The organism is Candidatus Villigracilis vicinus (assembly GCF_016702885.1).
Classification (GTDB): Bacteria; Chloroflexota; Anaerolineae; order Anaerolineales; family Villigracilaceae; genus Villigracilis; species Villigracilis vicinus.
On record NZ_JADJDD010000012.1, the window covers coordinates 1 to 25124 of the forward strand.

18 protein-coding genes, 3 tRNA genes and 1 pseudogene are annotated in these 25124 nt (G+C 51.8%); 11 read left to right on the top strand and 11 right to left on the bottom strand.

Going from position 1 to position 25124, the window contains the following annotated elements:
- Both gcvT and IPG80_RS11570 read right to left on the bottom strand, forming a co-directional pair.
- A partial coding sequence (gcvT, locus tag IPG80_RS11565) for a glycine cleavage system aminomethyltransferase GcvT (protein WP_345106744.1) occupies nucleotides 1-2626 on the bottom strand: 2626 nt, incomplete at its 3' end.
- Entirely contained in the window at nucleotides 2530-3144 is a 615-nt protein-coding gene (locus IPG80_RS11570) for a hypothetical protein (protein WP_345106747.1), read from the bottom strand. The genes gcvT and IPG80_RS11570, both read right to left, overlap by 97 nt.
- Before the next feature lie 241 nt (nucleotides 3145-3385).
- Here IPG80_RS11570 and IPG80_RS11575 point away from each other — a divergent pair, with 241 nt between their 5' ends.
- From IPG80_RS11575 to IPG80_RS11585, 3 genes are all read left to right on the top strand, one after another.
- On the top strand, nucleotides 3386-4654 hold the full coding sequence (locus IPG80_RS11575) for a GAF domain-containing sensor histidine kinase (RefSeq protein WP_345106750.1): 1269 nt from the start codon (nucleotides 3386-3388) through the stop codon (nucleotides 4652-4654).
- Between the two features lie 89 nt (nucleotides 4655-4743).
- Nucleotides 4744-4816, top strand: a tRNA-Ala gene (locus IPG80_RS11580).
- 24 nt (nucleotides 4817-4840) lie between these two features.
- A tRNA-Ala gene (locus tag IPG80_RS11585) sits at nucleotides 4841-4913 on the top strand.
- 535 nt (nucleotides 4914-5448) lie between these two features.
- On the opposite strand, the gene IPG80_RS11590 is transcribed toward IPG80_RS11585, so the two are convergent.
- Nucleotides 5449-5700: a hypothetical protein gene (locus IPG80_RS11590; protein ID WP_345106753.1), complete on the bottom strand. Its 252-nt coding sequence runs from the start codon at nucleotides 5698-5700 to the stop codon at nucleotides 5449-5451.
- A gap of 135 nt (nucleotides 5701-5835) precedes the next feature.
- Here IPG80_RS11590 and leuS point away from each other — a divergent pair, with 135 nt between their 5' ends.
- The 8 genes from leuS (at nucleotide 5836) to IPG80_RS11630 (ending at nucleotide 16652) form a co-directional block, all read left to right on the top strand.
- Entirely contained in the window at nucleotides 5836-8322 is a 2487-nt protein-coding gene (gene leuS / locus IPG80_RS11595; RefSeq protein ID WP_345107060.1) for a leucine--tRNA ligase, read from the top strand.
- Nucleotides 8323-8519: 197 nt separating this feature from the next.
- Nucleotides 8520-11696 carry a two-component regulator propeller domain-containing protein gene (locus tag IPG80_RS11600; RefSeq protein WP_345106755.1) on the top strand — a complete coding sequence of 1059 codons (3177 nt, stop codon included), beginning with the start codon at nucleotides 8520-8522 and terminating at the stop codon, nucleotides 11694-11696.
- A 4-nt stretch (nucleotides 11697-11700) separates the two neighbouring features.
- Nucleotides 11701-12159, top strand: coding sequence for a cytochrome b/b6 domain-containing protein (locus tag IPG80_RS11605; RefSeq protein WP_345106758.1), 459 nt, complete (start codon nucleotides 11701-11703; stop codon nucleotides 12157-12159).
- Between the two features lie 119 nt (nucleotides 12160-12278).
- Entirely contained in the window at nucleotides 12279-12770 is a 492-nt protein-coding gene (locus IPG80_RS11610; protein WP_345106761.1) for a cytochrome b/b6 domain-containing protein, read from the top strand.
- A 76-nt stretch (nucleotides 12771-12846) separates the two neighbouring features.
- A complete protein-coding gene (locus IPG80_RS11615; protein WP_345106764.1) occupies nucleotides 12847-13572 on the top strand; it encodes a (Fe-S)-binding protein in 726 nt (241 codons plus the stop codon).
- A gap of 14 nt (nucleotides 13573-13586) precedes the next feature.
- Nucleotides 13587-15581, top strand: a complete 1995-nt coding sequence (locus IPG80_RS11620; protein ID WP_345106767.1) for an LUD domain-containing protein — start codon at nucleotides 13587-13589, stop codon at nucleotides 15579-15581.
- Between the two features lie 19 nt (nucleotides 15582-15600).
- Nucleotides 15601-15673: transfer RNA gene (locus tag IPG80_RS11625), tRNA-Glu, on the top strand.
- Between the two features lie 55 nt (nucleotides 15674-15728).
- Nucleotides 15729-16652 (top strand): DMT family transporter, encoded by a 924-nt coding sequence (locus IPG80_RS11630; RefSeq protein ID WP_345106770.1) that lies wholly within the window; start codon nucleotides 15729-15731, stop codon nucleotides 16650-16652.
- Between the two features lie 34 nt (nucleotides 16653-16686).
- Here IPG80_RS11630 and IPG80_RS11635 read toward each other — a convergent pair whose 3' ends face one another.
- The 8 genes and pseudogenes from IPG80_RS11635 to IPG80_RS11670 all read right to left on the bottom strand — a co-directional run bounded on the left by IPG80_RS11635 (nucleotide 16687) and on the right by IPG80_RS11670 (nucleotide 24991).
- Nucleotides 16687-17667, bottom strand: a complete 981-nt coding sequence (locus IPG80_RS11635) for a YHYH protein (protein ID WP_345106773.1) — start codon at nucleotides 17665-17667, stop codon at nucleotides 16687-16689.
- A 3-nt stretch (nucleotides 17668-17670) separates the two neighbouring features.
- Nucleotides 17671-18261: a YbhB/YbcL family Raf kinase inhibitor-like protein gene (locus IPG80_RS11640; RefSeq protein ID WP_345106776.1), complete on the bottom strand. Its 591-nt coding sequence runs from the start codon at nucleotides 18259-18261 to the stop codon at nucleotides 17671-17673.
- Nucleotides 18258-19004: a PEBP family protein gene (locus tag IPG80_RS11645; RefSeq protein ID WP_345106779.1), complete on the bottom strand. Its 747-nt coding sequence runs from the start codon at nucleotides 19002-19004 to the stop codon at nucleotides 18258-18260. The genes IPG80_RS11640 and IPG80_RS11645 overlap by 4 nt, the downstream gene beginning before the upstream one ends.
- Before the next feature lie 77 nt (nucleotides 19005-19081).
- Entirely contained in the window at nucleotides 19082-20533 is a 1452-nt protein-coding gene (locus IPG80_RS11650) for a peroxidase family protein (protein ID WP_345106782.1), read from the bottom strand.
- Nucleotides 20534-20607: 74 nt separating this feature from the next.
- A pseudogene (locus IPG80_RS11655) lies at nucleotides 20608-21015 on the bottom strand (peroxidase family protein); the annotation flags it as partial.
- A gap of 165 nt (nucleotides 21016-21180) precedes the next feature.
- Nucleotides 21181-22131: a hypothetical protein gene (locus IPG80_RS11660; RefSeq protein ID WP_345106785.1), complete on the bottom strand. Its 951-nt coding sequence runs from the start codon at nucleotides 22129-22131 to the stop codon at nucleotides 21181-21183.
- 258 nt (nucleotides 22132-22389) lie between these two features.
- On the bottom strand, nucleotides 22390-24051 hold the full coding sequence (locus IPG80_RS11665) for a DUF1566 domain-containing protein (protein WP_345106788.1): 1662 nt from the start codon (nucleotides 24049-24051) through the stop codon (nucleotides 22390-22392).
- A 172-nt stretch (nucleotides 24052-24223) separates the two neighbouring features.
- Entirely contained in the window at nucleotides 24224-24991 is a 768-nt protein-coding gene (locus IPG80_RS11670; RefSeq protein ID WP_345106790.1) for a type III pantothenate kinase, read from the bottom strand.
- Nucleotides 24992-25124: the final 133 nt, after the last annotated feature.

Sequence of the window (25124 nt, forward strand, 5' to 3'; positions counted from 1 at the left end):
CCTTCGCCAACCCAGCCGGACGATCCACATTCCCGCCCTGATTGACTCCGATGACCGTGCCTTCCTTCGCATACGCCAACTGCACGTAGGCTTGACCGGTAATGAAGCGCGCGCTGTCGATGGCGCAGGAGGTCACAAAGCCGATGCGTTTTCCGTCGGCATTGAGCACCGGGTCACCGTTGTGCGCCATGCGCGTGCGCTGTTCGTCGAAGGTGAAACGCACGACCACACCCTTGCGTTCCTTCTCACGCGCCACAAAGGCATCGCGACCGATGAACCACGGCTTGTAGGTCTTCACATACGAACCAAATCCACCTTCGGCAACGCCGAGGTCACGCATGAGGGTACCCGAAAAGTCGCGCTGTTCCATGTACTCCCAGCCAAAGCCATCGCCTTTGCCGGAACCTAATCCCATTTCATGACCATACAACGGCAAACCGGCTTCAGTTCTCAACGAGTCACGCGCACCCAAACCGATGGGCTTCACGCCGAAGGGCTCGCCCGCTTTCAACACGCCGTTCCAAAATGCCACAGCGCTCTCCGGGTGGACGAACAACTCAAACGCCATCTTCTCGCCGGTGTAGCCCGTGCGCGAAACGATCAGGTCAAAGCCGCCCACGTTCGCATCGCACAATTCGGTGCGCTTCAACTTCATAATGCGTTGTTTCGTCGCATCATCCACGCCCATCGCCAACAAAATATCACGAGACTTCGGTCCTTGCAGCGCAATGTCCACGCGCATGTCGTTGCCAGATTTCGGGTCACGCAAGTTGCGGATCTCCGCGTTGTAGCCGTACGCGCGCGCCCACGGACGAGCGTTATCAATTTTCACTTTGCCGTCGCGCACACTTTCCAGCCAGGTGCGGTCTTTGTCATCGTTCGACGCGTTGACCACCACCAGGAAATTATCAAATCCGCGGCGGTAGACCAAGGTATCGTCGATCACATCGCCATCGGGCGTCAGGAAGTGGGTGTACAAACTCTCACCCGGCATCAAACCTCCGCAGTCATTGCCGCAGACCGTGTCGAGGAAAGAGGCGGCATCCGCGCCGCGCACGTCATACGCGCCCATGTGGCTCACATCAAAGAGTCCCGCCGCATTACGCGTGGCAAGATGCTCCTCAAAAATCCCTGAATATTGCACCGGCATTTCCCAACCCGCAAAGGGGACCATTCTGCCGCCGAGGTCTCGATGAGTTTGATTCAACGCTGTTTTCTTTAACTCACCTTCAGCTTCATTCCAAACGAAAGGCGGCAGCGCCTCTTCCTTAACGTTTGAGCTGACGCCTACAAACCAAGGCTTGACCTCACTCTGAAGCGGCGGCACCGTGGCTTTTAGTAGGGGCACGTCGCGACGCGCCCCTACAACTTCACTCACCACGAACGGACCCGGCACACGCTTGGTGCTGAAATCTTTCGAGCCGTCCAAATTGAACGAGGTGTATCCATCCGAAAGATCGCGCAGCCATGTTCCCACGACAGAAGCATCTTTCACCGGAACAGATAATTGATAGGTAGTGTTATCAACGTTCTTCAACAAACCTTTGACCACACCCTTGGGGGTGGCAAGCGAAGTCACCTGCGTCTTGCCCTTCTTCAATGCCGAAAGGTCAGACGAAGCGACATAATCCAACACTTGGCGAATGCGTTGACCGCTGAGTTCAAACACGCCCGTGGTGGCTTTGTCGTCAATGTAATAGAAATGCGGGTAACCGGTCTTGGTCGGTTTGAAGTCAATGCCTGCGCCCATCGCCAACTTGCGGATCTTCAACTTGGCATCGTTGAATACTTTGAAGTCCACTTTTGCGCGGCGCTGCTTGCCCTTGCGGACGGTATCCACCGCGTGCGGCGCACATGCCAACAAGACATCCGCGATGATGTCTGCGAGTTGACGCGACTGCTTCTCGTTGAATCCGCGCTGGGTGATCCACGGCGTACCGAGGCGAATGCCCGAAGGCGCCGCCGCGCTCTTGTCACCGGGGATGGTGTTGCGATTAACGACCACACCGATAATATCGAGAATGCGAGCCGCCTGGTCACCGCTCAGTTTCGTTCCATCTTCACCGACGACGGATGAACAATCCACGTTCAGCATGTGGCAGTTCGTGCCGCCGAACGGAACGCGCAGTCCGCGCTTGGTGAATTGGTCTGCCATCGCCACCGCGTTCTTGATGGTCTGGTCTTGCAGTTTCTTGAACTGTTTGGTCTGCGCCAGTTTGAACGTTAATGCCAAACCCGCGAAGACGTTCACATGAGGTCCGCCCTGCTCTCCGGGGAAGACGGCTTTATCGATCTTCTTGGCGATGTCGGCTTTGGTGGTCATCAACACCGCCCCGCGTGGGCCGTCAAGACTCTTGTGAGTGGTAGACATGACCACGTCCGCGATGCCGATTGGCGAAGGCACAACACCCGCCGCGACAAGTCCGCCGATGTGAGAGATGTCGGTCAGTAAATATGCGCCCACTTCATCAGCGATCTCGCGGAACTTCTTCCAATCCGGAATCCATGAATAAGAGGAATAGCCAGCGATCAACAGTTTCGGTTTATGTTCCAACGCAAGCTGACGAATGGCTTCGTAATCAAGTTTCTCGTTCGCGTCCACGCCGTAATGCACGCCTTGAACCATTTGCCGCTGCGGTTGACGGGCGAGCCATGCGAGAGATGACCGCCATGCAGCAGGTCGAGTCCCATCACGGTATCGCCGATGTTCAACAAGGCTTGATACACGGCGTTGTTGGCAGGTCCGCCCGAAAGCGCCTGCACGTTGACATAAATATCATTGGCAGTAAATCCGTTGGCGGCGAAAGCTTGCGCGGCGCGTTTGCGGGCGAGCGCTTCCACGGCGTCGGCATATTCCACGCCTTTGTAATAGCGCGGGTCGCCGTTGCGGCGGTAGTCGGCAAGCCGCATTGGGTGATCGAGAATTTCTTCCTCGCTCATCCAGCGCGATTCTTCGCTCGGGTAACCTTCGGCGTAAATGTTCTGGAAAGCAGACATCAACGCTTCACGCACCGCCATCGGCGCCGTCGACTCGCTGGGGATCATGATGAGCTTGCGATATTGTCGCTCGGCTTCGATCTGGGTCAGGTCAAAGATGTCTTTGTCCAGCTTTTCGAGCGAACCACGGAATAAATAATCGGACATTGTGAATCTCCTGTTGGGGGAAAGGGTTTCAGAGTGGCAAAATCAAATGGAGCCGCGCCAATTCCAAGCCAGGAAAGAGGCGGGCAACTTGTCAGACAGTTGAATTGTAGGACGGTCAGAGGCTTGGGTCAAGTGAAAAATGACATTATTGCAAGAAATACTTGAACTGCATGGGACGAATGTCCGGTTCCAAAAGCAGGCAAGTTTTATATAATTTACCGATGCACCAACCCTTTAAAGAATGGACCTGGTATCTATGACATCCCCGGCAACTATGGATATGCTCAAGCACCTCAAAGGCAGGGAAGAACTCCTTCTGCGGCTGGTGGAATTGAGCGTTACTCTTAACTCCACGCTCGATCTGGAAGAACTGCTGCAGCTCATCACCGCTACCGCCACCGACGTTCTGGGCTGTGAAGCGGCATCCATCCTTTTACTGGACGAACGAAACCCGCGCCTATACTTTGCCGCTGCCACTGGCTCAGACCCCGCACGGCTGGCGGAGATCCCCGTCCCCATCGATAACAGCCTGGCAGGCACCATCTTCCGCACCAATCAGCCGCTCATCTTGAACGATGCCGATCAAGACCCGCGTCATTTCCCCCTCGTTGCCGAGCATATCGAGTTCAAAGTGAAGACGCTGCTGGGCGTCCCCATGCCGATCAAAGACCAGACCATGGGCGTGTTGGAAGCAGTAAACAAACACAATGGGAGTTTCAACGAAAGCGACGCAGCGCTGCTTTCGGTCATTGCCGCACATGCCGCCATCGCCATCAATAATGCCCGCCTGCTCAAGTCCCGTCAACAGGCATTGGAAAAGGTCCGCGCCATGAACGAGGTGCGTAATAATTTTCTTGCTCTCGCCTCTCACGAACTGCGCACCCCGCTGGGCATCATCATTGGGTACGCCACTTTTCTGCAAAGCAATTCTTCGGGCGAATCCACCGACCATGCCGGGCGCGTACTCACCGCAGCCTCACAAATGCGCACATTGCTCGACCAGATGAACAACCTCACCATGCTGCAAACCGACGAGATGCTCCTGCGAAAATTACAACTGCCCGTGCAGGACATTCTGCATTTCGCGTTAGATGAGATCAAGTACACCGCCGCGCGCCGCGACTTGCAGCTGGTGCTGGCGTTTCAGGAGGAGCCCATCCTCATAAATGTTGACCCCGAAAAGACCATCCTCGCCCTCGTTAACCTGCTCAACAATGCCATCCGTTTCTCGCCCGAAAAAAGCGAGATCACCATCGGCGCGGTGGAACAGGGTCGGCAGGTCATGCTCTGGGTACAAGACCGCGGTGTGGGTATTCCCGTGGATAAGCTTCACAAAGTGTTCGAGGAGTTCTATCAGGTCGAAGTGCCCAACACCCGGCAATATGGCGGGCTGGGCATTGGGTTGACCATTGCAAAAGGCATCATCGAAGGACAAGGCGGCAGCATCTGGGCAGAATCGGAAGGCAAAGGACGCGGTGCGACCTTCAAGATCTTGCTGCCAAAGGTTTAGCCACTAGGCAAACGGTTTCATTCGCACCTGCCAGCTTTATTGACATTCCCCCCTCCCTCAGGTAGAATAGCCGTCGCCTTGAACATGACGGGCCTGTAGCGCAGTTGGGAGCGCGCCTCAATCGCACTGAGGAGGTCAGGGGTTCGAATCCCCTCAGGTCCACAGTTCAACGAAAGTCATTTATATGGGCCCATAGCGCAGTTGGGAGCGCGTCTCAATGGCATTGAGAAGGTCGAGGGTTCGAATCCCTCTGGGTCCACACAATGTAAGGGCGGGGTTATCCCGCCCGAAGTAAAAGTCAAAGCAGGAGTAGTAGGTCATCCCGTCAGCGAGTTGGGAGAGTGAGGTGGAAGCCCAACACCAGTGCCCACGGGACACTTCATCAAAAGACCGAACTCGCCTGACTGCTCGCAAGAGCGACTGCGCTGGTGAATTAAAGTAGTCCGCGCCGGGAGAGCCCGTTATAGCGACAAAGAGCGTTTGTTTATCAAACGAATCTGGGTGGTACCGCGGAGAGAACTCTTCGTCCCTGATGTGGATGAAGGGTTTTTTGTTTTTAAGACCATGGAGGAGGGCCCCGCCCCCCCCGGGGGAGACCCCAACAGAAGAAGAAGTTGAGGACATCGCCCAATCTTGAAAAGGAGGCACGCATGAACATCAAACAAAATTTCTGGAAGCAAGGTCCACTACTTGCGGGTCTTCTTTGTTTGTATGTATTGTAGGTCAGGCGTTTAGCCTGACAGGTTTTCAATAACAAATACATGGCGGGTTACAAACCCGCCCTACAAGAATTATTATGAGGTAAGAATGGCTACTACGAAAAAGAAAAAAGAAGAAACAAAAAAGAAACCTGCTACGAAAAAGGCTGTAAAGCCGACTGCCAAAAAAACTGTGGCAAAGAAAGTTACAAAGCCTGCGGCAAAGAAAGCGACCAAACCGGCTGCCAAAAAGGCAACAAAACCTGCGGCGAAGACATCGTCCCCGAAAGGGAAAACCGTCAAGAAGGCGGGCCAGCCCAAGGCGAAGAAAGCGGCGGTGACTTCCAAAGCGACATCGTCCCCATGGGGATCATCCCTGCACCCAAAGCAGCGATCACCCCGGTGGTAGAGAAACCGAAATCCATCGTGGTGCAAGAAACGAAACCGAAGGCGATTCAAACTGTGAAGAAGGATGTAAAACTGATGAAAGACCTGTCTTACAACCCCGGCAACATTGAGAAGAAATGGCAGGAAAAATGGGAAGCCGATAAGCTATATCGCTCTGTCATTGATAACAGCAAGCCGAAGCATTATGCCTTGACCATGCTGCCCTACCCCAGCGGTGACTTGCACATTGGACATTGGTATGCGATGACTCCGTCAGATGCGCGCGCACGTTATATGCGCATGAAGGGCTTCAATGTTCTGTTCCCAATGGGCTTCGATGCCTTCGGTCTGCCCGCGGAGAATGCCGCCATCAAGGATGGTATTCATCCCATGAAACGCACGCGTGAGAATATCATCCGCATGCGCAAGCAGCTGCGCTCGATGGGTGCAATGTTCGATTGGGAACGTGAAGCCGTTTCCTGTGAACCCGAATATTATCGCTGGACGGAATGGTTCTTCATTCAGCTCTACAAGGCAGGTTTGGCGTATCGCAAAATGTCGCCGGTGGATTTCTGCCCGAACTGCAACACGACCCTGGCGCGCGAACAAGTCTGGGGCGATGACCGTCACTGCGAACGCTGCAATACGCCAGTCATCAAGAAAGATTTGGAGCAGTGGTTTTTCAAGTCCACCAAGTATGCGGATGAGTTCTTGAACTTTGACGGCATCGACTGGCCTCCCACGGTGAAGACCCTGCAAACGAATTGGATCGACCGCAGTGAAGGCGCTTCGGTCATCTTCAAGACCGAAATTGGTAACCATGATGTTGAGATCTTCACCACCCGTCCCGATACGTTGTGGGGCGCGACCTTCATGGTCTTTTCACCTGAACATCCCTTGGTGGATGAACTCACCACGCCGGAAAACAAAGCCGCTGTGAATGAATATAAAGTGCAAGCGGCGCGGCAGTCCGATATTCAACGCGGCGCGGTTGGCAAGGACAAGACCGGTGTCTTTACTGGCAGTTATGCCATCAACCCGGTCAACAATGCGCGCATCCCGATCTGGATCGCGGACTATGTCTTGATGTCCTACGGCACGGGTGCGATCATGGCTGTGCCCGCACATGATGAACGCGACTTCGCCTTTGCCAAAAAGTATGAGCTGTCGATTATTCCGGTGATCAAGCCCGAAGGTCAGAGTGAAGCGGTGGTTGGCGAGATTGCATACATTGGTCCTGGCACCATGGTCAACTCCGGCATGTTGGACGGTACCAAGGTCAACACCGAAAAGGGAAGAAAGAATCCCAGCATCGCCAAGGTCATTGACTGGCTGCAGGAAAAAGGCGTTGGCAAAGAAACGGTCAACTATCGTTACCGCGACTGGTTGATCAGCCGCCAGCGCTATTGGGGCTCGCCCATCCCGATGGTGAATTGTGAAACCCACGGCTGGAATCCCGTGCCTGATGATCAACTGCCCGTGACCCTGCCTGAAGATGTGGAATGGAAGCCGACCGGCGAGTCTCCATTGAAACTGCACCCGACCTGGAAACACACCACCTGCCCGGTGTGTAACGGTCCTGCCATCCGCGAAACTGACACGATGGATACATTCATGTGTTCGTCGTGGTATCACCTGCGTTATCTGTCACCGCATTATGCTCAAGGTCCGTTCGACCCGGCTGAGTACGATTACTGGATGCCCGTCGACACGTACACAGGCGGCATCGAACATGCGACCATGCACCTGCTGTACACGCGCTTCTTCCACAAAGCGCTGCGTGACATTGGTCTCACTGAAGGTCACGAGCCGATGATGCAGCTGCGCAATCAAGGCATGGTGCTGGGCGAAGACAACGAGAAGATGTCCAAAAGCCGCGGCAATGTCATTGCACCGGATGTCTTGGTGAACAAGTACGGCGCCGACACCGTACGTGCTTACATCATGTTCTTTGCACGTTGGGAAATGGGCGCACCGTGGGATTCGCAAGGCATCGAAGGTGCCGCCCGCTGGGTCCGCCGCACATGGACTCTGTTCACGGACCCTGCGGTGCAGGGCGCGTCCCTCCCCGCCGCAACTGCCTCTGATGAGGTGAAAAAGAATCTACGCCGCAAGGTTCACCAGACCTTAAAGCGTGTAACGCGTGATTTCGAAAACTTTGATTTCAACACCATCGTCTCTGGCTTGATGGAGTTACTGAACGAGATGTACAAAGCCCGTGAAGCCGGAGCCGCCGGTTCGGACGAGTGGAAGGAAGCGCAAGAGATCTATGTGAAGATGATGGCGCCTGTCGCTCCGCACATCGCCGAAGAACTGTGGACGGAGCACCTGGGCAAGTCATATTCCATCCACAAGCAGTTGTGGCCCGCAGTGGACGAAGCCGCCGCCAAAGATGATTTCGTCGAGATCCCGGTTCAGATCAATGGCAAGGTGCGCGACCGTGTCAAAGTCGCAGCCGAAGCCAGCGAAGAAGAGATCAAGTCTGCGGTGATGGCGAGCGAAGCCGTCCAAAAACTATTGGAAGGCAAAGAGCCGAAGAAAGTCATAGTAGTGAAGGGGAAGTTGGTCAGTTTGGTCGTGTAATTCAGCAAGAGGCTGCCTCACATCTGCTTTCATGTTTCAATCAAACACCCTCTGGATCTACTCAGAGGGTGTTTGATTGAAAAGTGTCAAATGTCAGTGGAAAATGAATAATGAATCTGTCAAAATATAAAACTGACAAGACACACCTATTTTGGGCTGCAGAGTAGTAAAAATGTTATTTGAGGAGAAATAATATTATGACCCACAAATGGATAGTTCAGCGTGGATTTACCAAAACCGTCCATATCGTCCTCATATTTGTAGCACTGAATTCCGGTTCAATGCCTGCATCGGCACTTACCCAGCCAGGCGGGACAAATCAGGAAATTCAATCATCTACTTTCCCCATTGCTCCAGACTTGAGGTTCACCCATCTATCCATTGAAGACGGATTATCCCAAACAACGATAACTTCCATTCTACAAGACAGTCATGGTTTTATGTGGTTTGGCACACAAGACGGGCTGAACCGTTACGATGGCTACAATTTTGTAGTGTACCGTAACAACCCCAATGATCTCAACAGTCTGGGGGGCAACCAAATCCGAAAAATCGTTCAAGATGCATCGGGAATTATATGGATCGGGACATCAGGAGGCGGGTTAAATAAATATGACCCTGAGGCAGATACTTTTATCCGTTTTATACATGAACCTGAGAACCCCAATAGTTTAAAGAACAACGTCATCTGGAATATTTTAGTGGATAAGACCGGCTTGCTATGGTTGTACATGGATGACGGATGGCTGACCAAATTTGACCCTAAAAATGAAACATTTACTCATTATCATTCCGATATTACAGCGCCATTCGATATTGAAGTCACCTATTATGAAAGCAAGGCTTTATATCAGGATAAAAATGACGACTTATGGTTAAGTAATTACAAAGGCGGTCTTGCCAAATTCGACCACAACACAGGCCGATTTACTTATTTCTTTCATAAACCAGATAACACAACCACGATCAGCACAGGCGGAGTCACCAATATATACGAAGATGAGACAGGGCGCTTCTGGGTTTGCACCACCAATGGCGGATTGAATTTAATGGATCGTGAAAGCGGAACATTCAAACACTTTCAGAACGACCCATCCAACCCTTACAGCCTCAGCGATAATAACTGCCATCAAATCTTGCAAGACCACATGGGGCTGTATTGGGTCGTCACCGGGAGAGGACTAAATATTTTCAACCCCGATACCGGCAAATTCAGCCAATATCATAAAGACTCAAGCAATCCATACGCTTTATCTGACGACAATATTTCCACCGTTTATGAAGACCGCGGCGGGATCCTCTGGTTTGGAACCTATGGCGGACTCAACAAACTTGACCTCGGCACAATTCAATTTGAGCATTACAGACACATAGCAGATAATCCTCACAGTTTAAGCACCAGTTATATCTATTCAATCTTTGAAGATAAGGATGGCATTCTCTGGGTGGGCGGAGATGACGGCGTGTTAAACCGCTTCGACCGGGAGCACAACCAGGTCACCCGTTATGAACCAAACGCAGATGACCCCAACGCCTTGAATGAAAGCTGGTCTGTTAGCGCACTCTATGAGGATCATACCGGCACATTTTGGGTGGGAACATTCTCTGGTGGATTGCACACATTTGACCGCAAAACAGGGAAGTTCCAGCGCTACCTTCACGATTCAAATGAGCCTCACAGTATTAGCAGCGATATCATCCTTGCAATCCATGAAGACCGCATTGGCAACTTATGGATAGGTACAGAAGGTGGAGGACTAGATCGTTTCGACCGCAAGACCGGGATGTTTCATCATTATCTGCCCGATTCAACCAACCCAAATGATCACCGTCCTACTAGTGTAAGAGACATATATGAGGATAGTACGGGTTTCCTTTGGCTGTCCAGTTGGTACGAAGGACTGACATTATTTGATCCCCGCACAGAGCAGTTCGTAAATTATCGGCACGACCCTGAGAACATAGAAAGCCTGGGCAGCGATCTAACCTATGTCGTCCATGAAGACAGGGCAGGCGCATTGTGGGTAGGCACAGATGGAGGGTTAGACCACTTTGACCGCAGGACAAACTCCTTCTATCATTACACCGTACAGGATGGGCTGCCCAATAACGTGATCTATGCCATCATGGAGGATGCATCTGGAAATTTGTGGGTTTCCACCAATCGCGGCATCTCAAAATTCGACCCGCATGTTTTGACCTTCCAAAATTACAACGTTTTCGATGGACTGCAAAGTGATGAATTCAACCAAAGCGCCTATTTCCAAAGTACTGATGGAGAAATGTTCTTCGGGGGCATCAATGGTTTGAATGCATTCCACCCTGAGCAAGTCACAAGCAATCCATATCGCCCTCCGGTTATATTGACCGACCTGCAACTCTTCAACCAATCCATTCCCATTGGGAAAGATGCGATCCTCTCAAAACCGATATGGGACACAGATCAAATCACCCTAAACTATGATCAGGATGTTTTTTCCATCGCATTTGCCGCGCTCAGTTATGCTGCCCCCGCTGAGAACCTATACCGCTATAAACTGGAAGGGTTTGATGAAGACTGGAATGACGTGGATGCCAAACGGCGTTTCGCCTCATACACAAATATCTCTCCAGGGGAATATACTCTTAGAGTTCAAGGGTCTAACAAAGATGGAGTATGGAATGAAGATGGTGTTTCGCTTAAAATCATCATCACCCCGCCATGGTGGGGTACCTGGTGGTTCAAGGGAGGGATGCTGGCTGCCATCCTCTCCCTAGTCCTTGCTGTTTACCACATTCGAGTGAAAAGCCTTGAACGCTCCAATCGTGAACTGTATTTTGCATATGAAGCCACCATTGAAGGCTGGTCTCGTGCTCTGGATTTGCGAGACCATGAAACAGAAGGACATACTCAACGAGTAACAGAATTAGCACTAAGGCTTGCCGACGTCATGGGCATGAGCGATGTTGAGAAAGCTAATCTACGGCGCGGAGCACTGTTACATGATATTGGGAAAATGGGCGTTCCTGATGCAATTCTCCACAAGCCAGGCGCTCTTACTGAACATGAATGGAATATCATGCGTCAGCACCCTTCCTATGCATACCAAATGCTCTCTCCCATCACCTACTTGAAGCCTGCGCTGGAGATTTCCTATTGTCATCATGAAAAATGGGATGGAACCGGGTATCCCAATGAGCTAAAGGGATCTGAGATCCCTTTAGCTGCAAGAGTATTCGCCGTTGTAGACGTTTATGATGCGCTTACATCTGATCGTCCCTACCGAAAAGCATGGCCCCTCGAAGAAACCTACAAGTACATTCAGTCGCAATCTGGAAAACATTTCGATCCCCTGGTTGTACAAGCACTTCTGAAATTAAGAGAAGATCTGTAAAAGAATGAAACAAAAATCCTTCTACTTGACCATCTTATTACATTGGGCAGCTGTTCCTCTCGTATTGTTATCCGCAACACTAGCCAAACAAAAAGAACTAGATGGATTGCCGCTAAACTCGCATATGGTCATCGGCTCTGCTTTGGCATTTATCACGATAATTCGACTGATGTTTCATATAAAAAACTTCACAAAGACCACCCTAACCGCAAATATCTTTTACAGCATTTTATACGCTGGCATCTTTTTTATCCTTGCCACAGGCTGTTTGATCGCTCAAAAAAGAAATTTACTCGGTTACTTATTCAATCCAAACTCCGCCATTGGAAAAGGCAGCTTCAAACTTCTGGCAGATATTCACAAAACAGGTTGGCAAATTTTGCTTGGTTTGGTCATTGTACATGTTGGCATGGTGTTTTACAGTCTATTTTTCAAGAAATCACGCATATTGAAACATATGTGATTTTGATAAAAACCAATTAACAACTATGGGGAAATTATGGGGAAACCTTCAAGAAATGCATTTTGTCATAAACCATTAATTAAACTGTCCTATATTCGAACACAAGGAGAGCAAATTAAATGAATACCCCAAAGCGATACAACCCCATTCTCGTCACACTGCACTGGCTGACCCTGATCGTCATGTTCGGCGCCGGACTTCTCTCGGAAGCTGGCGGCGACTCACCCATCAACTTCCACATGATCTTCGGCGTAATACTTCTCGTCATCATGATCGTGCGCTTGATCACCCGTTTCACGACCGCACGCCCCGCCCCACTGGATGCCGGTAATGCCTTCTTCAACAAGGTCGGGGAACTTACCCACATCGGTCTATACGGAATTGCATTTTTCATTCTTGGCATGGGCGGGTTGATCGCATATAACCGCAACTTATTCGCCTACATGATGGATAGCACTGCCCAGGTTTCGCGTGCCGGTTTTGTTGGAGCCATCCACCACCTGGGCTGGTTACTTGCCATGGCGCTTATCTTCCTGCATGTGGGCGCAGCCTTGTATCACCAGTTCATCTTGAAGGACAATATTCTGTCCCGCATGTGGTACGGCAAATAACCCATTAAATATTCCCTCTAAAAGCCCCGCAGAATATAAACCTGTGGGGCTTTTTTATTGGTCGTATAATCTGACCATGCCCACCGTTCAACTATTCATCACCTGCCTCACCGATTCATTCTTTCCCGAAACGGGTGAAGCTGTTGTAAACATTCTCTCCCGCCTCGGCATCAACGTGGACTTTGCCCCCGACCAAACCTGCTGCGGGCAACCGCAATTCAACGCTGGCTTACGCAACGATGCAAGGGCAATCGCGGAACATACGATCAAGTTATTCGAGAAAACTCAAGAGGATATCGTCACCCCCTCCGGCTCATGTGCCCATCATTTCAGACACAATCTCTTGGAACTTTTTGAGGGAGACGCTGAATGGTATCCGCGGGCAGAGAGGTTTGGCAGGCGGGTCTTTGAATTCACTGAATATTTAGTAGACAAGCTCAACGTCACCGATCTTGGCGCAACCTGGAACGGCGTGCTCACCTATCATCCATCCTGCCACACCCTGCGCGGACTGGATGTGGACAGACAACCACGCCTGTTGCTACAAAACGTCAAAAGCGCAACCCTGGTAGAACTCCCCAATGCTCAGGAATGCTGCGGCTTCGGCGGCGTGATGTCTATAGAGCACCCCGAACTCTCGGCGGAGTGGCTGAAGCGCAAGATATCCAATCTCGAAGCGACACAAGCTTCCACACTTGTCGTCACTGATGCGGGCTGTTTGATGCACATCATGGGCGGGTTGAAACGGCAAGGAAAGAACCAACGCGTTGTTCATATTGCCGAAGTTTTAAACCAGAGATAAAGAGTTAAACAAAGATGAGCACATTCTCCTTTCGCCAACGCATCCGAAAATCCATTCAAAACGAAACTCTCCAAACCGCATTAGATAACAATACCGAGCGCCGTCTGCGAGGCAAAGCTTTAGCCTTTGAATCCATTCCCGATTGGCGCGAGAGACGTCAACGCGCTCATCGCATCCGTGCAGATGTGATCGATCATCTCGATGAGTATTTGGATCAATTCGTTGCCAACGCCCAAGCCAATGGCATCATTGTTCACCGCGCCAGGGATGCAAAAGAAGCCATCGAAATCGTCTTAAAAATTTCAAAATCAATTACCAATCACCAATTACCCAACACCCTCATCGCCAAATCCAAAAGCATGGTCAGCGAAGAGATCGAACTCAATCACGCACTTGAAAAGCACGGCATCAACGTAGTCGAAACCGACTTGGGCGAATACATCATTCAGTTGCGCAAAGAAAAGCCGAGTCACATCATCACTCCGGCAGCGCATCTTAAGAAGGAACAGGTTGCACAGCTCTTCCATGAAAAGCTTGGCATCCCCTACACCGAAGATATCCCAACACTTACGGCTACCGCGCGAAACGTATTACGCGAAGTCTTCCTTACTGCCGATATCGGCATCAGCGGAGTCAACTTTGGAGTCGCAGAGACCGGCGGCATTTGCCTCGTCACCAACGAAGGCAACGGACGTATGGTCACGACCATTCCAAAAACGCATATCGCATTAATGGGTATGGAACGCCTTGCACCCAACCTCGACGATCTCTCGCTCCTGCTCTCACTCCTGCCGCGTTCTGCCACCGGGCAAAAGCTCACGGTCTATACTCAACTCATCCACAAACCCATGCCGGGACAAACCCGTCACCTCATCATCCTTGATAATGGACGTTCACGCGTCCGCAACTCGCCGCTAAAAGAATCGCTGTACTGCATTCGCTGCGGTGCGTGCCTCAACGCCTGCCCCGTTTTCCGCGAACTGAGCGGGCATGCCTACATCGGACGCGACCTCGCCATTGCGCCGTATCCCGGTCCGATCGGCTCGGTCATTTCGCCGGGGTTGTTCGGCGAGAATTATTTTCAACTTGCACAAGCCTCGTCGCTTTGCGGTGCATGCAAAGAAGTTTGTTTGGTGGATATTGACCTGCCGAAGTTGTTGACACGCGTACGTGCAGGACAAGCTGACGAAGAAAGAGGAAAGAAGAAAGATGGAGCAGGCTTGACCGGGTCTACTAGATTTTTCTTGAAGATATACGCCCGCCTCGCGACTCAGCCAAAACTGTTTGCCCTCTCTCAAAAATTCGCTTCACTGGGAACACATCTCCTCTCCCCCCGCTCGCAGTGGATGCGTCTGCCCGCATTTACGGGTTGGGGTTACAGCAAAGACCTGCCGAGATTTGCTGGAAAGACGTTTCGGAGTCGGTGGAAAGGGAATCGGGAGTTGGGAATCGGAAGGACCCTCCCGCAAACTGTTTCCCAAAATGGGAATACACCCGAACCAATCCACGATGTATCAATTCCCGATTCCCGCCTTACTCGCTTCACCACCGAACTCACCGCCCTCTCCGGTAATGTATATCAAACAAGTAATCCAACCCAATCGATTATCGAATATCTACTGTCGAAGAGCGTTACAAAAATCTATCTGCAACCAAACGTGCTCAATGAATCCCTTTTGCGCCAGGCAGGCATTGACTTCACCCATAACCCCGACCCGACTCTCACCATCGGTGTGACGAAGGCTTGGGTGGGGCTGGCAGATACCGGGTCCGTTTTGGAGGCGGATGATGAGCTGCTTGGGTCGCTGCTTCCAGAAATTCATCTCACTGTTTTGGAATCGGAAAATATCCTACCCTCCTTGCCTGATGCCATTGAAATGGCCAAGGGAAAGAACGCCGTTTTCATCACCGGACCCTCACGCACGGCTGATATCGAAATGACACTGACCATCGGCGTGCATGGACCGAAGGAAATTCACGTTTTCGTTGACGATTCAAAACGCGGGTGATACAATCTCGCCCGCTCTAGCCCCCATCGTCTAGTGGCCCAGGACGAGGCCCTCTCAAGGCCTAAACCGGGATTCGAATTCCCGTGGGGGCACACTTACCAAGTGACAGTCACCTCCAAGGTGACTGTCACTTATTTAAGGAGACTCATGCAGAAATCCACTTCTTCTCGCGGCTTTATCATTGCACTCACTGCCACCATCATCTGGTCTACGACCGGTCCGCTGATTAGTTATTTGAGCAAAACCTATTCGTTGCCCTCGCTGGTGCTTGCCTTCTGGCGGGACTTGTTCGTAGCCTTCGGCATGGTAGTGGGGTTGCTGGTCTTCAGCCGCAAATTGTTCGCACTGGATCGCCAGCACTGGGGCTTTATGGTCTTGTATGGATTTTCACTGGCAGTCTTCAATTCGATGTGGACATTTTCGGTTCAATACAACGGGGCGGCAGTTGCCACGGTGTTAGCTTTTTCTTCGCCCGCAATGACGGCTGTGCTGAGTTATCTCATCTTCAAAGAACGTTTCAACAGCGTCAAGATCATTTCCATCGCGTTGAGTTTTATCGGCACGATTTTGGTGGCTGGCGCCGCCGACCCCGCCGCATGGAAGTTAAATCCGCTCGGGATTATCTTCGGCTTGCTGACCGGTTTGCTGTTCGCCGTCTACAACCTGCAAGGCAAAGCCGCCGGAGACCGGGACATCGACTCATGGACGGCATTGCTTTATAGTTTCGCATCCGCCACATTCTTTTTATTCTTCTTCAACCTCGGCAGTGACTTGTTCATTACCAGGCAGCCCGCACTCTCGAACTTGATGTGGCTGGGCAATTCTCTACCCGGTTGGGGCTTGTTATTCTTCCTTGGCGTTGCCCCCACCCTTGGCGGATTTGGTCTGTATACCTTGAGCATCCGTTATCTCTCACCGACGATCTCCAATCTGGTCGCCACATTGGAGCCGGTCTTTACGGCAGTTTGGTCGTACATGTTCCTCAGTGAGTTGATGACAGGCGTGCAGTTTGGCGGCAGTTTACTGCTATTACTTGGGGTCATCCTGTTGCGAACGGCTGATCGAAGTTAAAAAAGCCGCCAGAGAAAATCTCTGGCGGCTTTTTTTATTCATGAGAATGATAGGTCTCCACTGTTTTTACACCCTGCGCATCCACAAACTCGAACGTATAGTCATGCCCATCCACACCGTAGTTGACATAATATTTCTGCCCGTTGAGTTGATATTCCAATGAGTAATGCGTGGAATCCAGTTCGGTGAAATTCGTAATGGTCGCCCCGCGTAAAGGCTGCAATGCTTCGCGGATCGGGGTAGTGTGTGGCTGCGGCTCGATCTGATCTCCCTGCACTGTGACCACACCTCGCATCCCACCGTTGATATAAGGATAGGTGGTTGTGCCGTGATAGTGATAGGTGCCATCCGCGCTATAGTGACCGTTGAATTCGTCCAAGCCGATAACAGCGGAACCATCCACCTCGGTAAGACCATAAATGGGGAAACCATCGAGGGCGTAGGCAATGGGTTTATCCACTCCAACGATCTCAGACAAATGCAATGGGGCAATGTGATAGTGATAATCGTCCGCGCGCCCGGAGTGACCGCCCCATTGATCTAATTCGCCGTAAAGATAGGCGTCATCGCCGCGGTTGTTCAGCGCATTAAAGATGGGTACGCCGTTCACCGCAATCGCAATGGCTCCACGATATAAACTGGTCTTCGCGGAAACCGGATTCTCGGCAATGACTGGATGGAGAGGGATCTTCCAGGCATTGTTGCCGGTATAGGGTTGCGGCAAAGGCACCTGCTGCTGCCAACTGGTGATACCTACCATCATATTGTGGTCGGGAATGCCATTGGATTCAACATAAAGATATTGACCATCCTGATGAACAGCGACACGGTGGGCAAAGGCTTCGAAGCCGAGTTCGCTCAAGGCTTGGGTGACCACCGTGGGTGAAAGAGCAGGCATCGCCGTTGGATTGAGAGGCGTGGGAGTGTCGCCGGGACGGTATCCGCAGGCAGCAAGGAATGCAGATCCGAATCCGTAGGCAGAGAGGCGTAGAAAGTCGCGTCGTGTAATGGACATGGTTTATCTCGTGTAGGTTACGTTCAATGTGGCACTGGCAAGCGTGATATCTTTGATGGCATCCAGCAAAACATCCCGGCTAACCTCAGAAGCAGGCACGGAAAAAGTCGGTTCGGCAGAAAGAGCATAGATAGTATAGGTATACAATTTTTCGCCGGGTCCTTTGGAACAAGGTGGAGCATATTTGGTTTCACCGTTCACACTGTTGTTACCAAGCGTGCCGATACCGCTGGTATTCTTTTCGAGCTTGGTCACATTGGCTGGGATGTTATATAAGACCCAATACCAATGCGAGTCATCGGGACCCGGAATGTGATGCATGACAACTGCAAAACTCTTTGTGCCTTCAGGAACACCACTCCATGAAAGCGGCAGGGTGGCACTCGCGCCATCGCAGGTGAATTCTTTGGGAAGCGCACCGCCTTCTGTTACCTCCGGGCTGGCAAGTGTGAAGATGCCATCGGAAGATACTGGAACGATTTCAGTATTCGCAACCACTGCGTTTGCCGGGGTTGGAGGTGGATTGCCAGGCGCAAAGCCACAACCCAAAATCAAAACAGGTATTAGTAACAACGCAAGAATTTTCTGTTTCATTGGGTCACCGTCAATTTACAAAGGATGGTGTTATCCGTTTCGAGATCGGGTCCCCAAATGAACTGCGCGGATGAATCCCATGAAATTTGCTCATACCCATCTTTTGGGCTCACCTCTGCTGCCGAATAGATCGAAGCATGATCCCATGAAGATGAATCGAAAGCGGCTGTCATCCAACCGGCAGGCTCTTCCAGTGATGTGAAGCCGCAGGGCATGCTGCCTGCCACCGGGTTACGTTCACGCTCGCAGGATTTATCCAACGGCGCTTCATGGATGACCGTACAGACCCAGTCTACGTTGGTGACGGCGATTAATTCGCCGGTTTGCGCATTGGTAAATTGCGCGATCAGCCCGCCATCCCCCATTTGCTGGCGGTTCGAACCGATATATTCCAAACCGGTATCATCTTGCTTGAAATCTTTGGCGATAAAGTTCAAGGTCATGGGATAGGACGCAGTGAATGTGAACGTTTCAGAGTTGAACGAGCGCTCGGTCGTGATCGGAACTGAATCTTCTTTAATGAGCTGATCTGCCAGGTAAAAAGCGAACCAATTATCTGCCCACACCTCAGCTTTGACCTGTACTTCGGCTGTTGAAGCTGCAATATCTGTGGGCTGCACCTGAGGTTGTTCCTGAGGTGCAGTCGAAACAGGTGCAGACTCTGTAATCGGAGCAGGCGGCTGGCAGGCTGTCAATGCCGAAAGGACAATTAAAGACAAAGATAAAAGCAATTTGCTATTCATGAATCCATTTCCTTTTTGAGACGAAATATATTTGGCTCTATCGAGGGATAATCCCTCGATAGAGCCCTTGAACTTAGCTATGGTCGTCCGCCAGCAGGTTCACACACCAACTGACTTGAATTCCGCGGGGTTTCACACGTCCCGTTGACGGTATTGTTATTTCTTCCACTAAACGAGCAGGCGTCATTCGCTTGCAGGGCGGCGCAGGCATCCAAAGCGGCTTGCGGTGGTTCATGGCGTCCATTTCCATCACCACGATTGCCGTTTCCATTTCCATTACCATTACCCTGAGCGTTCTGCTCTTGAGGTACCGCCGTTGGCTGGATCGCCGAATCGATCATCACTGTGGATGTATTGAAGAAGAAAACATCCGCTTGTAATTTGGTCAACCCGGTATTGCGACGGATCACATCTGCCAGACTGGTGCTTTCGATCTCCTTGACCAGGCGATTCGGCAAAGCAGATTGATACCAGAAGCGGTCCCCATCGCGCAAGCGGACGAATTGGTCCACAATGATGGCGGTAAAGGTCTCGCCCATGCTGGATCCGGGTACATGGTCTTCAGCCAGACCGCCGATCCACAGGTCAATGTTATCCACGCTGCCATAGGTGGCAGCAAGGGAAGCCTGCAGTTTCTTGTCCGAAGTGATCTGCTCAAAACTGGTCACTCGCTCCAGCCCATAGGCTTCACGTACGGTATTGTAGTCTGCAATGCCATGGTCTCTACCGCGTTGAATGTTCAACGATGCCAGATCAAAACCACCCTGCCCCGGCTCCCCGAACAGGAAGTTACGAACATCATCTACAACAATGGTATCGATCTCCTGGGCGTTATCTGAGGCGAGATATTTCAAGAGCGGGTCAATATCCGTTTCGTCAAGCATGGTCGGGTTAAAGAAGGCATCGCGTAACAGCATTGCATCAAAGTTTTCTTCGCCTTCGTTATCCAAAAACTCAATATCATCCCCCAACATGCTATGCCCCACACGAAATGCTGCCGTGGAAAATTCGGTGGCAATGCCGGGGTTCACATCCGCCTGATAGCCGCGATAATCGGGCATGGCATTCTCACCCAGAATGGCGGGCAGGAATTCTTCGTAAGTGATCTTTTGAAGCTCGGCAATCACAATGCGGCGGGCATACTGGTAGAGTTCTTCATCGGTCCAATCCGGGTGCTGTTGCGCTGCTTCTGCCGCAATACGGTTATGCTCGCGTAGAAAGAGGATATGCAAAGACATCAACTCGGGGTTTTCATTTGCACGCACATCACCCGCCAGGAATAATTGAGAATCGTCTACACGGTGGGCATCGTTGGCATTTGCAAACCCCTCCGTATTGATCGGCATCAGGTCGCCTTCGCTCATCTTCATGCGCCCGCCCACAAACTCGCGCAAGGCAGCAGCACGCTCGGCATCCACGCCATAGACTTGAGACCCATCCACGAACGCTGTGATCGCATTGATCTGCTCACGCGGGGTATCTGTCCCAGTGGCGGGATCATATTGTGAGCGTGAAAATGAGATCTCCATCGAACCGGTTCCGCAGGGTCGAACCACTGGTCACCCGAAGGGACCAACACCGGCTGCATTTCTTTCGGATCGGCGGAACCGGTAAGGTCAATATCATGGTCGAGGAACTGTCCCCAGGCATAAACGAATGCAGTGAAATCACGATCATTGACTATCCCTTCTTCCGGGCTAACTGAGAAAGCATTGCTCACCACACGCGGGCTGGGGCGGTTCGCCCCGGCAGGGCTGCTAATCCCGTCACCATAATCTGCAGGAGAAAGGCGCAGTAAATTCTGGTTTACACTTCCCCAATCAGGGTTGGCAATATTATTGCCTTTGCCATCCAGCGGCATAATCTCCAGGCTTGTCGTATCCTGCCCGCTTGCAGAGATTTCATAATCCGGGCTTTGTGTTGAAGTGTCCACCCGTTCCGGCAGAACCGACTGACAACCTGTTGCGATCACGCTTATGACTATCAATAAAGCTCTAGTTACTTTTTTCATCGTCACACTCCTTTGTGTTTATGATTTTGGAATTCCTATTCGTATTGTATGGATGTGAACGACATGTAATGAGTGTGTAAAATCATCACTCGCCTGCATAAAGCATGCATAAAACACAAAGCCCCATGACGGTTGTCATGGGGCTCCTCTTTAATTCAGATCACGCTACGGTTGGGAAGGTGCACCAGCAGGAGGCTGACCGCCGTTTTGCCCGCCCGGTCCACCATTTTGTCCACCGGCTCCACTGTTCTGTCCATTTGGTCCGCCAGGTCCACCTTCCGGCTTGCCCAGCGCCTGTTGAAGTTCTTCTGTAGTGACGCCCAGAGTTGTAGCTGCAGTTTCAAGGTCGGCTCGGCAGTTCGGATCCTTAGGCTGTCCTTCTTCAGCGGTCGCACATTCAGCGGGTTTCGCATCCTGCAATGCCTGCTGCAATTCCTCTTCGGTCACACCGAGGGTTTCAGCGGCAGCAGCCAATCTATTCCCGCCACGATCTCCCAGGGCAGATTGAAGTTCTTCCACCGTCACGCCCAACGCAGTGGCTACAGCTTCGATATCAGGACGACAATCTGTGCCTTGAGCAGGTTGTGTCCCATCGGTTGCGGCACACTCGGCAGGTTTCGCATCGGTGAATGCCTGTTGCAGTTCTTCCACGGTCACGCCGAGGGCTTCCGCAGCGGCGGTCAGGTCGCGTTCACCACGCCCGCCCATGCCCAATGCAGATTGCAGTTCTTCTGCGGTTACGCCCAGAGTTTCTGCCACAACGGTCATGTCAGGACGGCACTTTGTATTTTCGCCCGGCTGAGCATTCTGATCCGTTGAGCCGCCGGTACAATCGGCAGGGATCGCAGCTTGTAAAGCAGCCTGAAGTTCTTCCACAGTGACGCCCAGCGCCTCAGCAGCAGCGGTCAGATCGCGTTCGCCGCGTCCATTCTGGGCAGGTCCATCAGAGACGATCTGATTGGCATTGCTCCCTGCCGCAGAAACTTCCACTGCATTCGGCTCAGTCTGCACCGCTCCTGTCTGTGCAGTGGTTTCGCTTACGGCTCCGGCACAGGCGCTCAGTAAAACTGCGAACAGGGCAACGCAGGTTATAAATAAAGTCTTTTTGTTTTTCATGTTAACTCCTTTTTAGTTTCATCATTATTACGACACAAGGTCGTCCATCCAGCAAATTTGTTTCGTTTTTTTATTTTTCAATATCAACTCCTTACGTTCGATCTTGAGTTTATTTTATAGGCAGGAAGGGATTTCAGAGAGTGTCTGCCGTCACCATCCAGGCTGCCTACACATGCAGATTGACATAAACACCCATGACGGGCGTCATGGGTAAATAAAAATGGACTGGCATATGCCAGTCCATTTTTATTGAAAGATCTACGGTCCAGCGGGCGGTCCACCGGCGGGCATACATGCCAATTGGGTTGCATTCGGCGGAGTTCCACAGGTGCCAGTCACTGTTCCATTTGGGGTGGTCATAGAGCAGGATGAGCCACTGGACAAGCCGCTGCATGCGGTGATGGCCTCCTGAGGGGGCTGCTGCCCCTGCCCAGCTTGTGCGCCTCCAGCCTGACCCGAGGGTTGATTCTGACCAGCAGGCGTTTGCCCAGCTTGAGGCTGTCCGCCGCTGCTGCTGGAAGAAATATCCATGCTCGGGCGCGGAGTGAGCGTTCCATTCCCGGAGGTGTAGCTCACATCCCCGCCGCGCACACAGCGCACATAATTATTGACGCGCACCACGTCACCTTGAGGACCATGCCCTTCAGGATATTGCGAAGCGTCACCTGATTTTGGGTCACTGCGTTGAGCGCCCGCTCCGTGTACATCCATCAATTGAGCTGATCCGCCATTTGGACCGGTCATATATCCATACGCGGTACCGAACGAAATGTAGACTGCAAAGTCGCTGCTGCCATTCGAAGAGGCGTGTGTTGTACTTGTCCAATAGAAGGGATAATCCGCCGCGCCGCCTTCAGCAGTGATGGTCGAGGTCTGGAAGATGGGATCGATCGCCGCTGTTCCAGTGGTGGCGGGAGAACGTGAATAATCGAGAAGGCTCTGTAATTCCTTCGCGCTAGGCAGACGCCAATCGTCGAAGCCGCTGGCGGTGGAACCTTCACAATAATTCAAGGCATCGCCCCAGTTCATGCCTGCACCGCTATCTGCCTGCATCCAGGTCAGACCAGTGGCATTGTCGGTGATGGTGCCATTGCCATTATCAACAAAAGCATTGATGCCGTAACTTGAACTGCCGCGCACATAGCGGACGTATTGCAGCGTTTCACCGCGCGGACTGGAAATAGGATAACCCTTGATACGTCCATCGGCAAAGTTATAACCAAATGCCGTGGCACTGCCACCCATGGTGGTGCTGACATACTGTGTGCTCGACCAGAACTGCGCATCGATCACACGTTCACCCGCAGCCGTATCGCCATAACCAAAGCCAAAGTAGGTCGTATCCACGAATGGGGTTGCAAAGCAGGAAGAGGAATTCATACAATTGCTCACATCCGTGCCGTCGAACAATACGAGAGAATATAGTTCTTTGATGGTCGGCAAACGCCAATCGTCAAAGCCTGCCAGAGTGGAAGAATCTGCGCTGCTCATGGCGTTCGCAAAGGTCATCTTATCGCTGGAGTTGATCGTGCCATCGCTGTTGAAATCAGGCGACTGAGACCACATCAAGCCGGTCGCCAGGTCAGTCACGGTACCATCCCCATTATCCTGATACTTGGGTGCATAGCCTTGATAATTTCCGTCTTGTCCGGCAAAGTTTCCTCCGCTTTGCGGACAGGCAATTAATGCTGAATTATCGTAACAGTAAGTCTGCGCCGTATCCACAATGGGATACGTCAGTGAGCCATCGGGCACAGTCGCTACGGTCTGCCCGGACGTTGCTTGAGCGGCATCCGTGGCTGCCGGTTGAGAATCGGTAGAGGGGGCAGGTCCGCTTGCGGCGGTGGCAAGAGGCGCGTTGCAGGCTGCCAAAGCAATACATGCAATCGCAAACAAGGTCAAAAGGGATGTCTTCTTCATGAAATTCTCCTGAATATTTTTATACACTTATTGTATGGAATTGAAGCCAGTGTAACGAGTGTGTAAAATCATCGTTCCCCACCCTGAAGCATGTATTAAATCACCGTGACCCATGACGGCTGTCATGGGTCACGGAAAGGTACGATTATTGACCATGCCTGGCAAGGAAAATTTACGAACGATTGATCTCCCAGATGATCCGCAGCCCTTCGAGCGTGAGCCAGGGAGAGATGATATCAATGACTTTGGTTTCTTTGGCAACCACTTCTGCCAACCCTCCCGTGGCAACGACTTTCATATCATTGCCAAGTTCAGCGCGGAAGCGCGCAACCATACCTTCGACCATGCTCACATACCCGAATAATAGCCCGGACTGCATGGCATGGACGGTATTACGTCCAATGACCGAAGGCGGCACTTGAAGGTCGATACGCGGCAATTTTGCCGCGCGGGTATATAACGCTTCGGCAGCAAGGTTGATCCCCGCAGTGATGGCACCGCCAAGATATTCACCTTCTTTGGTGATCGCATTAAATGTGGTCGCGGTGCCAAAGTCCACCACGCAGGCTGGTCCCCCGTAAAGTTTCATCACCGCCACCGCATCACAGACACGGTCCGCGCCAACGGCTTTGGGGTCTTCATAACGGATCTTGATACCTGTCTTAATACCGGCATCCACCACGAGCGGTTCCAATTTGAGGTACTCACGACACGCCTGCACGACCCGCCCGGTCAACGGCGGGACAACCGATGCCAGCGAAACCCCTTGAATATCTGCCAGGGTTTTACCTGCATTTTGCAACACCCCCAGGAACTGCAAACCATATTCGTCGGGCATGCGGTTGTGATCCGTGGAGAGCCGCCAGTGCGCGCCAAGCGTATCGCCTTCGTACAAACCAAGTGTAAGGTTGGTGTTGCCAATATCAATTGTAAGAAGCATGGGTCAACTCTCTTTGTAAAAGTTCCTGCGGCGACTTAATCCAGATAAAAAGCCACAAAACGAATAACGGAAAAAAAAAAAAAGGGGGGGGGGGGGGGGGGGTTAGAAGGGGGGGGGGGGGGGGGGGGGGGGA